The following is a 14,055-nucleotide window of genomic DNA, read 5'->3' as shown; positions in this document are numbered from 1 at the left end:
TTGCTTCTCGCTTTCAGGGAGCGTAGCTTCGTTACGTATCATCACCGGATGGTGTATGCCAAAGGAGTTTCTTATGAGCCGGATTGGATTGGTTGTTTCAATCGTGGCGCTGTTGCTTTCAATGACATCACTGGCGTCGGCAGAATTGCTGGCCTTGCTCAACTATGAAAGCAAGCCCGGTCAACCGGTCAGACGGGAGGGCATTGCGATCATGGAGATCGACCCGGCATCGGTCGATTTCGGGAAGATCTTGATGGACGTTCCCTTGTCCGCCGATCTCGTCGCACACCATATTTTTTTCAACCGAGACCGGACCAAGGCCTATGTCACGTCGTTGGGCAAGAGCGAGTTGCACGTGATCGACCTCACGCGCTTCCCATATCGTCCGCGCGCCATTGCGGTTTCGGACTGCAAGGTGGGCGAAGATCTGGTGGTGTCGGAAGACAACAAGACGTGGTTTCTCACCTGCATGGGGTCCAGCAACCTGATCATGGGAGATGCGGTCAACGACCGTCCGACCAAGACCATCAGTGCATCGGACCCGTCGGCGCACATTCGCTATCCGCACGGGATCGCCATTCATAACGGCGTCGATCGCGTCGTGGTCACGAGCACGGTGAAACCGGGCGACATGAACGAGGCCGGGGAATCCGTGACGGTCATCGAAGCCAGCACCGGCAGGGTGTTGTCGTCGCACAAGGTGTCCACGAAACCCTCGCCGTCCAAGGCGGCGCCGGTCGAAGTGATGTTCGCTCCGAACGCCGATCCGCCGGTGGTGCACATCACCAACATGCTGGAAGGGACCTTGTGGGCGGGCCTGTGGGATCCGACCACGAAATCGTTTTCGTTCAAACAAATCGACGACTTTGGTCCACGGCAACAAGCCGTGCCGCTGGAAATGTTGTACAACGCGAAAGGCGACCGCCTCTACGTCACCACCGCCAAGCCGGGGTTCGTGAACCTCTACGACAACAGCGATCCGCGGCAACCGAAATTCCTCAAGGCCCTTCCCGCCGCGGAGGGCGCCCACCACACGGTATTGTCGCCCGATGAGCGGTACCTGTTCGTCCAGAACAGCCTGCTCAACCTGGAAGGCATGAGCGACGGTTCCATCACGGTGATCGATTTGCACCGAGACAAGGTGCTGGGGAGCATCGATACCTTGAAGGCCGCCGGCTTCAACCCGAACTGCATCATGCTGCTTCCCAACCATTTCTCGAAAGTCGGGTTACGCGCAACCGCACAGTGAGTCGCTCTGCGAGCGAGGACCTCTCTATGCGGGACCATTGACTTGACGATCTCGAGGGTATCCCGCACGAAAATCATCCGGTCTGGAGGTCGTGGATCTGATCAATGAGCCGTTGGAGTTTGGTAACGGCGTGACGGCGCTGATCGAGGGTCACATGTTGATCAATGGCTAATGCCATGGACTTGGCATTGTCGCGCATCTGACGGACTGCGTTTTGGTAGGACTGGGGAGCAGTCTGATCGTGGTACACGAACATGGAGCGGAGTTCTCGGGCGATCTGCTCGGGAGTTCGGGGCTGATGGAGAAGGATCACGAGTTCCCGCCGGCGTTGCTGTTGGTAGGCGACCCACATCGGTTCCACATCGGGAAGCATGAGGCTCCACTGGCGGATTTGTTCCCGCTGTTCTTTGGTCAGTGGTCCCAGCCAGTCTTTCACAAAATCCAGGGTGGTCTGGGCCCGCTCCTTGAGGCGCTCCGGCGCAGGAGTCTCAACGAGGCGCGCGGCTTTGGCCTGGTCCTTCTGCACAACCGACTCGAAGGTGCGCACCTGCCGGTCATCGACTGAGGCAAGAAAGGCCGTGGTATCGGCCACGAGACGTTCAAAGAGGTCGGTGCGCAAGCGATCGTAGGTGGCATAGGCCCAATCGATATCCGAACCGGTCAGTCCCCGCTCGACTCGCTGACGGATCTCTCGAAGAAACGTTTCATACTGGGGTAAGGCCTCGTGTCGATGTCTGTCGAGTAAGGGGCTGAGGCGTTGCGTCACATCATGACGCTGATCACGGTTGAGGTCGAAATAGCGGTCGAGTTGCCACAGGATGATTCGATCAGCGTAGCGATAGGTGGTGGTGAGCGAGCAGCCGGAAATGAAGATCAGGAGCAAAGCAAGGCACCACTGCCATGGGCGCCGGCGTAATACATTGCTCCTCCCTGTCATCCGATGGTCCATACCGTGCGCTTACATGTTCCCAAGCTTTACGGATTGATGCAAGGGGCTAGGGAGGGATGCCATTGCGCCCGTTGGGCTGAACGGCTCCTTCATGGAACTCGACGTTTAAGCGACCTGCGTGCCGGAAGCCGTAGCACCAGGCAGCGATTTTAGAATCAGCAGGACATCCCCTGCCTCGATCTTGTGCCCTTCTTGCAGATCCCAATAGTTGAGTACCGTCCCACGACGGTACAGGCGCAGGAGGATGTCCGGCTTCAGGGCCGTGGCGGTGCGTCCGATTTCATGCGGCTCGACGGGACGCTCGATGAGATTGACCCGGCCGCCGGCCGTCAGCAGATCCTGAACATAGTCCATGAAATGCGGATGTCCCACCGCGGCGGCGAGCAGATACCCGCCGAAGGTCGAGGGGGAAATGATTCCGGTTGCGCCGCCCTGCCGGAACAACTTCACATTTTCTTCTTCCACCGCGCTCACGAGAATTTCCACGGTCGGATGTAAGTGGCGGGCGGTCAAGAGAATCAACGCGTTGGTGTCGTCTCGACCGGCCGTGATGATCACGGCCTTCGCGCGCTGCACGACGGCATGGCGCAGCATCGTTTCCTGAGTGGCATCACCATGGAAGGCGACGAGACCGAGCTCGATCGCGGCCTTGATTCGCTCCTCCCGGGGTTCGATGACGACGAGGCGATCGGGATCCATCCCCTTCGCCAGCAACTCCTTGGCCGTCGACCAGCCGGTATAACCAAACCCGCACACAATGATGTGGTCGCGTAGTGTCGCCTGGACCTTCGCCATACGATAGCCCTCCCTATACCGGCTCACGACGAGTTGATAGGCGGTGCCGAGAAAGAGAAACCAGATAAACAACCGGATCGGCGTGATAAACAAGGCATCCACCAGCCGCGCTTGCTGTGAGACCGGCACGATATCTCCGTATCCGACCGTCGTAATTGTGACCATCGCGAAATAGAGCACGTCGATCGCGGTCATGTGTTGATCGTGATGGTCCTTCAGCTCGTCGCGCTCGAGCCACAACACGAGGAACACGAAGGTGAAGAGGGCCAGCACGAGCCCGATGCGGACCAGCAACGTCCGTCCCGGTCGAAGATCGTCGCTGGTAAAGAGGATCTGGCTGAACAGGCGGCGTGATGGGACGGTATTCATGGTCAGGGCGCGTCGACTGTCGGACTGATTTTATGATACCGACTTTGGCGGTCTGGTTCCTAGTGCCGCGCTGCGTTCTGTCGAATCGTCGATAAGCATCCCGTTCGGTCAGGTGGGAATGTCGCGGGTGCCGTCGTAGGAGGCGCGGGATTGGAATGCGAGCTTCACGACGTCGCCGTCGCGAACCGGTGAATCTTCGGACCCGATCTTCTTATTGATCGTAATCAGTGCTTCGCGGCTTTTGACGTACTGAAGCAGTGGGCCCAGCCGTTCCGGGTGTGCTTCGATCAGTTGCTTCACGGTGGTCGGACCTGTCACGGGAACCTCGAGTTCGCTTTCTTCGATGACCGCGCGCAAGGTCTGACCGAATATCTGCACCGATACCATGGATTCCTCGATCAAATAATATCCCGCTTTTCCTCTGAACCAGTGTCGCACTCTACATGAACGGCAAGACGGATTCAGCGCTTCTCGCGTTCAGCGGCCCGATAGGCATCTTGAAGCAGCTGCGCGACGTGTTTTACTTGGACCGAATCCCCCACTCCGTTCTTGAGCTGAATCATGCAGGCAGGACAACTGGTGGCGACCACGTTCGCGCCGGTATGTGTAATGGCACGGGCTTTCCGGGCGAAGATCTTCTGCGACGTATCATAGTCCTTGACGACATAGGTGCCGGCCCCGCCGGCACAGCGATCGGCATCCTGCATTTCGACGAAATTGACCCCCGGCAAAGCGGACAACACCTGTCGCGGCTCTTTCGTCACGCCGGCAGCCCGGAGATGGCAGGAAGAATGATAGGTGACACGTTTCATCGTCCCATCGGATGCGGCCATGGGAGGCCGCTGCGGCGAGCGGGCGACGAACTCGGAAATATGCACCACTTTCTTGGCCAGCGCTTCGGCTTGCTGCCGCTCGGCGCTTTCCGGAAAGAGCGAGGGATAGTCTTTCAGCATGAGCGTGCAAGAGGCACAGCCGGTCACAATGGTTTCATAGGGAGCGAAGGATCGAAGGTTGAATCGGGCCCCGTCGCGCGCCAGCTCGACGTGTCCGTACGTCTGCACCGGAGTCCCGGAACAACGCTGCGGCGGCAATGCCGGTTCGACTCCGTGCTTGTTCAGCACTTCAATCACGGCATCTCCCACTCCATCATCGAAATAGTTCGCGGCGCAGCCGTGGAAATAGGCCACGGTCCGAGTCGGCGATGAATCTGTTCCATTGGGAATCAACCGAGCATATCGCTCGCGCAAGTGTCGTGGAGCCAATCTTGGTAAAATCAGATCGTGGGGTAAGCGGGCCGTCGGGGCCAAAGCTTTCATAATCGGTGCCGTCAGCCGTTCGAGCAGTCGTCTGATGAAAGGGCGATCCCAGACGGATTGCGTGCCGGCGAGAAACCGCAACAGAGAATCAAAGGGGGCTCCTTTCGCCTGGAGCTTGAAGATCCACCCGGCCAACGGGTTGGGATGTTCTGCCCGCTTCTGCAGAATCAAGTCCGACACGTCCACACCGGCCGGGCAGATCGTTCGGCAAGATTTGCAGTTCAGACAGGCCTCCACCACGCGTTTGGAGTTGAGATAACTGTAATCCTTGGCGGTGACGATCTCGAACCACCCGCGAGAGCTCATGTCTTCCGATTGAAAGACATCGTAGACGGGGCACACCGCATTGCACTTCGCGCAGGTGGCGCAGGATTTGGAGAGTCTCGTGTAGTCGATATGTTCGGTAAAGGAGGCTTCGCTCAGCTTGATGCCGGGATTGAGGACATTCCCGGGGTCGAACGATCGCTTGACCTGAACGAAGAGCTCGTACAGATCGTCACCGAACATGGTCTTGACGAATTCGGCACGGATACGGCCGTCGCCATGCTCCCCACAGATCGACCCGCCGAACCGATTCAGGACCGCTGCATGGATGTCCCGATAGGCGCTCACCATTTTTTCGAAATCGCCGCGATCGTTCAGGTCCAACAACGGAACGATGTGCGCGTTTCCGTTTCCGATATGGCCGAAGATCGCGACCGGGACGCGTTGCCCTTCGAAAAAGTCTTCCAGATACCGGATCAACTCGCTGATCCGTTCGGCCGGCACGACGACGTCGTCGACGAAATTGATGGGCTTCTTCTTCGGGTCAAACCGATAGAGCGTCGGATAGAGCGCCTTCCTCGCTTTCCACAGTTGCTCCCGCCGTTCGGGGTCGAACGCGAGCGTGAGTTCCGAGGCCAGTTTGTAGGGCCGACAGATGGCGGTCATGGCCTCGGCTCGTGCTCGGAGATCGGCCTCGAGCGAATCCGCATCCAGCTCGATCAACAGGGTAGCCGCGGCCTCAGCCGGAATGCCGTGCTTTCCTCGGCCGATCAAGTTGAGCGTATTGGCGTCCATCACCTCCAAGGCGCTTGGGTGCAATGCGAGCAGCCGCGGTACCGCCTCGCCGACCTCTTCCAAGTGTTGGAAGTGAACGAGCGCGGTCAAGGTCGCCTTGGGCTTGTCGACCAGCGCGAGCGTGCCTTCACTCACGACGCCCAAAGTTCCTTCGCTGCCGACGAACAATTTCGGAAGGTCGAAATGTCCCCGTGCGAGCCCATCAGCGACGCCGAAGAGGTTGTACCCACAACTGTTCTTACTGACGGTCGGCCGTTTGGCGGCGATGAGGTCCGCGTGGGCCTGCGTCAGTACCATGATGTCGCGTAGAGCCGGCACCGTCGTGAGCAGGCGTTCCAGGGCCGGATCGTCGAGGGCATAGGAACGCGCGTCGATCCAAGACGATGAGGTGAGGCATAGCCTGAGGCTTCGAACATTGTCCTTCACGGACCCATAGCGAAGCGTATGCGGCCCGGAGGAATTGTTGGCGATCATGCCGCCGAGTTTGCACATGTCTCCACTCGAAGGATCGGGTCCGAACAGCAACTCCTGTGAACTGAGCCGTTTGTTCAGTTCCGCCAGCACGATGCCGGGTTGGACTCTGGCCCATCGCTCTTCTCGATTCACTTCAAGGATCCGATTCATCCGTGAGACGTCCAGAATGATCCCCGGCCCGATGGCGGAACCGGTGAGATTGGTGCCCGCTGCGCGGGGTGTAAGCGGAATGCCTCGCGACACGGCATAGCCGATGGTGGCGGCGATATCATCTTCCGATTCCACGAGCACGACGGCCTGCGGCGGGATACGGTAGATGCTGGCGTCCACGGCATAGGCCGTAATCGTGGGCACATCGTCCAAGACTTTCCCGGAACCCAAGAGGGCGCGGAGATCCTTCGCAATCGCGAGGGTTTTCGTGGGTTGGATCAATGGAGATGACACGGTCATAAGTCGTCGCGCATCCTCAGCCGGTCACGATCTCGATCACCGAACCATTGTCCGTGGCCTTCGATTTTCCTACAATGGAGATCACCGTGGATCGCCCTGCCTTATTTATCACTCGACGACTCCCGCAGCCGGTGATGGATGCCATCCCTCGGCACTATCACATGGTGGCTGAACCGGCGGATCGGCCGCCGACGGCTCAGGAACTCCGTCACGGCTTCGCTCAGGCCGACGCGGTCATCAGCACGCTGACGGATCGCATCGACGTCTCGGTGCTGGCCCAGGCTACAAAACTGAAAATCATCGCCAACTACGCCGTCGGCTACAACAACATCGATCTGCCGGCTGCGACCCAGCGCGGCATCATCATCACCAATACACCAGATGTGTTGACCGATGCCACTGCCGATTTGACCTGGGCGCTGTTATTGGCCTTGGCCCGGCGTGTTACGGCGGGAGATGCCTGGGTCCGAACCGGCAACTGGCCGGGCTGGGCACCGACCCAGTTGTTGGGTGCGGAGGTCTCCGGGAACACGCTGGGCATCATCGGCATGGGGCGCATCGGGCAGGCCGTCGCCCAACGAGCGTCTGGGTTTCGGATGCCGGTGGTCTACGCGGGTCGTCGTCATGTCCCGGTTCCATCGGGGTTGGCGTGGGAATGGCAACCCCTCGATGCCGTCCTCGCGCGATCGGATTTTATTTCGCTCCATGTTCCGCTGACCGATACCACCCATCATCTCATCGGTCAACGGGAGCTGGGGCTGATGAAGCCGACCTCATACCTCATCAACACGTCGCGAGGTCCGGTGATCGATGAAGCGGCGTTGGAATCGGCGCTTGAGGCACGAACCATTGCGGGGGCCGGACTGGATGTTTACGAGAAAGAACCGCTCGTCTCTGTTGGCTTGAGATCTCTGTCGAACGTGGTTCTTCTTCCTCATGTGGGATCGGCGACGCTCGAAACTCGCGTTCGTATGGGACTCATCTGTTTGGAAAATATCGCTGCCGCGCTGGAAGGACGCCAGGCCCCGAATCGGGTGGCCTAACCACGCTATAGTGAGGAATCGAGAAATCAACCGAACGTTACAAAGCGTAGCGAAAACCGAGATCCCCTCCCCCATGTTTCCCCTTCAGGGCTGCCAGTCGCTGGGGGACATCATGGAACGACGGAATAGACTGAAAGGCATGAGCGGCCTTTTCCCACTGTTTTTCCGCCTCATAGAGTAGGCCCAACTCATAACGAATGGCTTGACCCTTAGCCCCTTGGCAACGCGGATCAGCCAAGACGGTTTCCAATCCCTGGATGGCCAGAGCGAGCTGCCGTTCTTCTTTGAGACAGACCGCGGTCATCAGTGCCGAATCCAAATAGAACGAGTCGCTGCTCATCGACACCTGAAATTCTTCCCTGGCTTCCCCATATAATCCCATGTTTTTGTATGCCACGCCGAGGGCATAATGCGTCTCATAGTCTGGTGATGCCACTGCATTTTGTTTCTCTTCGGGTGAAGCAGCGGCGGGTTTGCCGAGCGCACCCGACCCGTCTGATATAGGATCTCCGGCCCTCTGTACTGTTTGTGTAGAGACTGGTGGTCCGGCCGGCGGCTCATCTTGAAGCGGCTGTGCGGAGGCCGGTAACACCGTCGTGACTTCGAGATCCGCTGAGGGCGTTGCTATGGGTACCTGTGGGACCGTGACGGTTCGGTCCTGTGCGCGATGGCTGCTTGAAGCCTCATTCAATTCAGCTCCGGCGGGTTGTGGGCCACTTTCTTTTGCGAAAGGGTTGCCGTCGTCCGGTGCCGCACCGACGAGCGAAAACTCGCGATCATCCTTCAGGTGACCGTTTGGATTGACAGCTTGACTCTCGTCCGAATCAGCCTCCAGTGATCCACCCTGCATCAAGGGGGACTCGATGTGGGATAATGAGGTTTCTGGTTCGGCCACGTTCTGATCGGATCCGTTCAGTTCCGTCGGAACGCTTCTCTTCATCTTTGCCATCAACCGATTCACGAGCGCGTCATCGTTGGACAGCGAACGTACCTTTTCGAAGAGCTCTTCATGCAAACTTTCCATGCCGGGCTCCGGGTGCTCCAACAGGAGCTCGATAGCCCTCGCATATTGCAATGCGGCTCCTGCGCTATCGCCTTTTTCTTCGTGCAGTTCTCCGTTCAGCTCCAGCATGGGGACCGAGTTCCGGTCTGCGGATAGGAATTCCTGAATCAGCGATTCCGCCAGAACCAAATCGTGCGCCCGCAACGCCGCTCCCGCCAAGAAGCGATATTCGCCCAATGCGACTTGTACATCCCCCCGTTGCAAATGTAACCGGGCCAGGAGTTGACAGACCTGGGGATTCCCCGGTTCTCGCGTCAACATTTGGTTCAGAATTGCTTCCGCGCCGGCGTACTGTCTCTCGTCGATGCGACGAACGGCTTCGGCCAACAGGTCGACCGGTTCGGACGATTTCTGCACCGGAGCGGTGGACCCCGGTTTCATCGCTTTGATCGATGCGGTTCCGGTTTTCTTTATGCTTTCGACGAATTGGGCCGCTTCGTTGTTCGCGGGATCGATCCTCAGGACGGCGAGATATGCATCTTTTGCTTCATCGTAGCGTCCCTGGGCCGATCGTTCGCGGCCCAACTGGAGGTAGACCTTGGTCGCTTCGTCTTGCTGGTTTTCCTGGATGCAAAGTTCGGCCACGCGTTGTTGCGCACCGAGGTTCGATGGGTCGTGGAGGACGATCTTCTTGTAAATGTCGAGTGCGTCTTTGCCTCGACGCTCTTTGAGGTAGTATTTCCCGAGGGTGAGATAATCCTGGACCGCACTGCTGATGAGTCCGCGTTCCACGTTCAGATCCCCAAGATGGCGATAGACTTCGTATCGAGAAGGATCGCATTTAAGGACTTTCTTAAAGGCGGCAATGGCCTTGAGTGTGGCGCCTTCGGCCCGAAAAGCCGAGGCTGCCTGGAAGAATGCCGAAGCGGCTTCCCCCGGAACGTTCCGCTTTAACTGCAAATCACCGATCGTATTGTGAATAGTGCCGTCGGCGGGGGTTTCGGCGGCCAACTTCTTCCATTCGGCTATGGCCGCTTCGTACTGTCCGCGGGAAGCGAAAAGTTGGGCTTGTTGAAGAACTCGGCTTCTATCCGGGGGCACAATGAAACCTCCACGACCAGAACAACCGAACGCTAACAGTCACCAGGGTTTTTGTCTAGAAAATGGAAGAATCAGACAGGAAAGCATTCCTATCGAGGAGCCGTCCCCTTGTCGGGAGCGGCTCTTCGACGGAACCACATGGAAGAGAAGAGGCTTACGGTGCGGCGATCGCCGACTTGAGCACATTGGCCGCTTGAGGACCCTTGGCCCCCTGCACGATGTCAAACTCGACGTTTTCCCCTTCCTTGAGGGTCTTGAAACCTTCTCCCTGTAATGCAGAGTAGTGGACGAAGACATCTTCTCCGCTATCCAACCGGATGAATCCAAAGCCTTTTCGATCGTTGAACCACTTGACCGTTCCTTTTGTCTTCACAGAATCCTCCTTTTTTCAACAACTACGATTGGTTACGTAGAGGCCCACTCAATCGCCCTGATATCAATATGAAAAATGGATTGGGCACGAACCCGGCTGGCGGAAGGGACGGGCACCTGAAGGAGTGATGCATCGCTCACGGAACCCATCAGTTGAGTGGAAAGTCGCGCTGCATGTAACATAGGCTTCATACTCTGTCAAGCGAATCTTTGGGGCGTGGATGTTCCCTCGTGTTTACAGGTGAGAAGGACTTCCCTATAGTACTCACAATTTCTTCGTTCCAGCCATTCTGTGATCTTACGAACACTGCTCGACCGCTACATTTTCACGGAACTCCTCTCTCCGTTTGGGCTCAGCCTCGGCGCGCTGTGTTTTGTCATGTTGACCAGGGAACTCTTGCGTTTGGTCGAATTGCTGGTGTCCAAAGGCGTCGGTTTCTGGGCGATCGTCAAAGTGATCGCGATGCTGCTTCCTTCCGGCCTCGTTCTCACGCTCCCCATCGCGGGCTTGATCGCGTCGGTCACGGCATTCGGCCGGTTGTCCTATGACAAGGAACTGGTCGCCATGCGTGCAACCGGACTCAGCCTGTATCGTCTTTCGCAGCCGGTGCTTCTCTTCTCAGTAGGTGTCTTTACACTGACCTTGGTCTTGTCTCAATGGGGACAGCCATGGAGCTCCTTGAATCTCAAGAAGGTGGCGCTCAACCTACTTAAAGATCAGCTGGTTTTGGCTTTGGAGCGAGGCACCTTCAATGAGCCGATTCCGCACATGATGATCTATGTTCCGGAGGGTGAGCCGGACCGTCCGGCCGAAGGCATTTTCATCTCCGATGAACGGTTGCCGGATGAGCCTCGCGTGATCGTGGCGGAGCAATATCGCGTCTTTATGGACACCGCCCATGCGCAGGTGGCGCTTCAGTTGGTCAACGGCGTCATTCATAGCCGACCGCGTGAGCGTGAGGTCGATCAGTATCGGCAGATTTCGTTCGCCAGTTACGATCTCAAGATCGACCTGAATCTCAGCAGCTATTCGGTCACCGAAGAACGCCCGTCGTATGAGCAGATCATGGCTCGGCTGGCCGAATCCGGCGGCAAGGATGCCGGCTCTCTTCGACGTCTGATGGAATATTATAAAGATTTGGCCTTTCCCACCGCTTCGCTGATATTCTGTCTGCTCGGTGTGCCGGTCGGCATCGTCTCGAAGCGGTCTGGACGGATCGGCGGATTTGCCGTCGGCATCGGCATCATCATCGCGTTCTATATCCTGAATGTCGGGTGCGATTTCCTCGTCACGGCTTTGGTCCTCCATCCCTTTATGGGCGCATGGCTGCCGAACATCATTTTTGTCATCATCACCGTCGTCCTTTTCTTCAGGATGAGCAGACAATAGCGGTATGACGATTCTCTTCCGATATATCCTGCGTGAATACGCCAAAATTTTTGGCATGTGCTTTTCCGGTTTGGTGACCATCTACCTGGTGATCGACTTTTTTGAGAAAGTTCGTCGGTTCTTGCGTTACGAATCGGGGATCGTCCCCATTCTCACGTATTTCGCGCTGAAAATTCCCTCGATTTCGTTCCAGGTCGCTCCGTTCGCGATCTTGGTCGCGACCTTGCTCACGCTTGGCCTGTTTGCGCGCAGCAACGAAATCACCGCCATGCGGAGCTGTGGAATCAGCTTGTTGTGGATGACCTCGCCGTTTCTCCTGTTCGCCTCCGGCGTATCCATGATTCTCTTCTTTTTCAGCTCGACCGTCATTCCGCTCGCGTCGGAGAAGGCCGACGAAGTACGCGTGATCCAGATCGAACAACGACCGGCTCCCGTCACCGTGAAAGCCGCTCAACCCTGGGCCCGTATCGGCGCCGACAGTCTGATGGAAGTCAGCGAGATCGACAGTGCAGGCAAGACTCTTCGCGATGTGCGGATTTTTTATTTTCGCCCGCCGTTTACACTCGACCGGGTTACCGAAGCGGCTGAAGCCCGCTATACGCCCCACGGCTGGACCCTATCGAACGGCCATCATCGCCGGTTCCAATCGGACGACACCGTGGAGGTCGTGTCCTTCACGGAACAGACGATGAATATTCCCTTGATTCCCGAGGATTTTTCCTCTTCCCTGGTGGGGAACTCGGAAACCATGACGTTTCGCGAAATCCAGAATTATCTCGGACGGTTTCGGCACGAGGGGTTCTCGTTCGCTCGTCTCCTGACTGACTATTACGGTCGGATCGCGTTCCCCTTGGTGGCCATTGTGATGGTGCTGGTCGGGATCGCGTTGAGTTTGCGCCGAAGCGGGGTCCGTGGAGGTAACATGGCTGCGGGTATCGGACAGGCGTTCGTCGTCGGATTCTGCTACTGGACCACACACTCTGTCGCGATCGCACTGGGACGAGGGGGAGCGTTGGCTCCCATGATGGCCGGATGGATGGCTAATGCGTTGTTTCTCAGCTTTGGCCTCTATCTATTATTGAAAGTTCGGCATTGAAGAATTGAAGAGAGGTTTCCTAGTTGACTGTCTATCGGTCTTCCGGTAAGAAAGGCGCCGTGAGCGCCCAGAAGGAGGGACAAGCATGGCCTCGCGTGTAGTCATTACTGGTCTCGGGGTAGTGTCTCCCATCGGGATCGGCGTCAGTGAGTTCTGGAAGGCGGCTCTCACAGGTCGTTCGGGGGTGACCGCGATCCCGTCCCTTGGATGGTTTCCCATGTCCGGCTATCGTTCGCGCGTGGCGGGGCAGGTCCACAACTTTTCTCCGGAGCAGTATTTGTCGGCCACACAGGCGAGTCGCGTGGACCGTTATGCGCAATTCGCCTTGGTCTCCACGAAGGAAGCACTCGCCGATGCCGATCTGAACATGGCCAAGGAGGCGCCGCATCGTGTCGGAGTCATCGTCGGAGCCGGAATGGGAGGAATGGTGATGGGCGAGCGTGAGATCACGCAGCTCTTCAAGACGCAACGTCCGCATCGCGTCCATCCCAACTTCATTCCGACGATCACACTGAACTCAGCGTCCGGCATCGTGGCGATGGCGCACGGCGCCAAAGGCCCGAACCTCACGATCTCGACCGCCTGTTCCTCCAGTGCCCATGCCCTCGGACAAGCTTTGCAAAGTATTCGCAGCGGACAAGCCGACGTCGTTATCGCCGTCGGAGCGGACGCGAGCATCACGCCGTTGGTCTTTGCCGGGTTCTGTTCCTTGCGTGCGCTTTCCAGCGAGTTCAACGAGTCTCCGGAACGTGCCTCACGTCCCTTTGATCGGCGCCGCGATGGGTTCGTCATGGGAGAAGGCGCTGCCGCATTGATCGTGGAATCCTTGGCGCATGCCAAGAAGCGGAAAGCTCGAGTCTATGCGGAACTTGCCGGATATGCCGCCACCAGCGAGGCCTATCACATGGTCATTCCCCAGGAAGACGGGCAGGAAATTTCGACGACCATGAAGATCGGCCTGGATTCCGCCGGCATCGGGCCGGATCAGGTCGACTACATCAACGCCCATGCAACGTCCACGACGATCGGCGATGCCGTCGAGACCAAAGCGATCAGGAGTCTGTTCAAGAATCGCGCGGACAAGATCGCCGTCAACGCCACGAAGTCGCTCATCGGCCATACCTTGGGAGCCGCCGGCGCGATCGGTGCCGTCGCCACCACCTTGTCGATCCACACCGGACAAATCCATCCTACGGCCAACTACGAGGAGCCGGATCCGGCGTGCCGCATGGATGGCATTCGGCGTGCCGTCCAAGAGCGAAAGGTCCGGTACGCCCTCTTGAACGCATTCGGATTCGGCAGCAACAATGCCACGGTGGTCTTTAAAAAGTTTGTGGCGTAAGAATCAGTTGAACGATATCGAGGGGCCCCTTGCCGAATTCACAGGCG

At 57.8% G+C, this 14,055-nt stretch carries 11 protein-coding genes; 5 read left to right on the top strand and 6 right to left on the bottom strand.

The features are described 5' to 3' along the window. Window positions 1-73 precede the first annotated feature (73 nt). Entirely contained in the window at window positions 74-1,249 is a 1,176-nt protein-coding gene (locus A4E19_12685) for a hypothetical protein (protein ID OQW37532.1), read from the top strand. A 73-nt stretch (window positions 1,250-1,322) separates the two neighbouring features. Here the strand turns inward: A4E19_12685 and A4E19_12680 are convergent, their stop codons facing one another. From A4E19_12680 to A4E19_12665, 4 genes are all read right to left on the bottom strand, one after another. Continuing rightward, window positions 1,323-2,132: a hypothetical protein gene (locus A4E19_12680; GenBank protein ID OQW37531.1), complete on the bottom strand. Its 810-nt coding sequence runs from the start codon at window positions 2,130-2,132 to the stop codon at window positions 1,323-1,325. Window positions 2,133-2,303: 171 nt separating this feature from the next. Then, window positions 2,304-3,362: a hypothetical protein gene (locus A4E19_12675; GenBank protein OQW37530.1), complete on the bottom strand. Its 1,059-nt coding sequence runs from the start codon at window positions 3,360-3,362 to the stop codon at window positions 2,304-2,306. Between the two features lie 108 nt (window positions 3,363-3,470). After that, entirely contained in the window at window positions 3,471-3,749 is a 279-nt protein-coding gene (locus tag A4E19_12670) for a hypothetical protein (protein OQW37529.1), read from the bottom strand. A 74-nt stretch (window positions 3,750-3,823) separates the two neighbouring features. Beyond that, on the bottom strand, window positions 3,824-6,661 hold the full coding sequence (locus A4E19_12665; GenBank protein OQW37528.1) for a hypothetical protein: 2,838 nt from the start codon (window positions 6,659-6,661) through the stop codon (window positions 3,824-3,826). Between the two features lie 74 nt (window positions 6,662-6,735). Here A4E19_12665 and A4E19_12660 point away from each other — a divergent pair, with 74 nt between their 5' ends. After that, entirely contained in the window at window positions 6,736-7,704 is a 969-nt protein-coding gene (locus A4E19_12660; GenBank protein ID OQW37527.1) for a D-glycerate dehydrogenase, read from the top strand. 37 nt (window positions 7,705-7,741) lie between these two features. Here the strand turns inward: A4E19_12660 and A4E19_12655 are convergent, their stop codons facing one another. Both A4E19_12655 and A4E19_12650 read right to left on the bottom strand, forming a co-directional pair. Beyond that, on the bottom strand, window positions 7,742-9,808 hold the full coding sequence (locus A4E19_12655; GenBank protein OQW37526.1) for a hypothetical protein: 2,067 nt from the start codon (window positions 9,806-9,808) through the stop codon (window positions 7,742-7,744). Window positions 9,809-9,962: 154 nt separating this feature from the next. Further along, the gene (locus A4E19_12650; protein OQW37525.1) at window positions 9,963-10,181 is read right to left on the bottom strand and encodes a cold-shock protein; all 219 of its coding nucleotides are present in this window, start codon (window positions 10,179-10,181) and stop codon (window positions 9,963-9,965) included. A 291-nt stretch (window positions 10,182-10,472) separates the two neighbouring features. Here A4E19_12650 and A4E19_12645 point away from each other — a divergent pair, with 291 nt between their 5' ends. From A4E19_12645 to A4E19_12635, 3 genes are all read left to right on the top strand, one after another. After that, window positions 10,473-11,570 carry a hypothetical protein gene (locus A4E19_12645; protein ID OQW37524.1) on the top strand — a complete coding sequence of 366 codons (1,098 nt, stop codon included), beginning with the start codon at window positions 10,473-10,475 and terminating at the stop codon, window positions 11,568-11,570. 4 nt (window positions 11,571-11,574) lie between these two features. Beyond that, complete coding sequence (locus A4E19_12640; protein ID OQW37523.1) at window positions 11,575-12,666, top strand: hypothetical protein; 1,092 nt, start codon at window positions 11,575-11,577, stop codon at window positions 12,664-12,666. An 85-nt stretch (window positions 12,667-12,751) separates the two neighbouring features. Then, complete coding sequence (locus tag A4E19_12635) at window positions 12,752-14,008, top strand: hypothetical protein (protein ID OQW37522.1); 1,257 nt, start codon at window positions 12,752-12,754, stop codon at window positions 14,006-14,008. Window positions 14,009-14,055 lie beyond the last annotated feature (47 nt).

The organism is Nitrospira sp. SG-bin1, from assembly GCA_002083365.1.
Taxonomy (GTDB): domain Bacteria; phylum Nitrospirota; class Nitrospiria; order Nitrospirales; family Nitrospiraceae; genus Nitrospira_D.
Note: the sequence above shows the minus strand (reverse complement) of the source record. Positions and strands in the feature narration are given on the sequence as shown.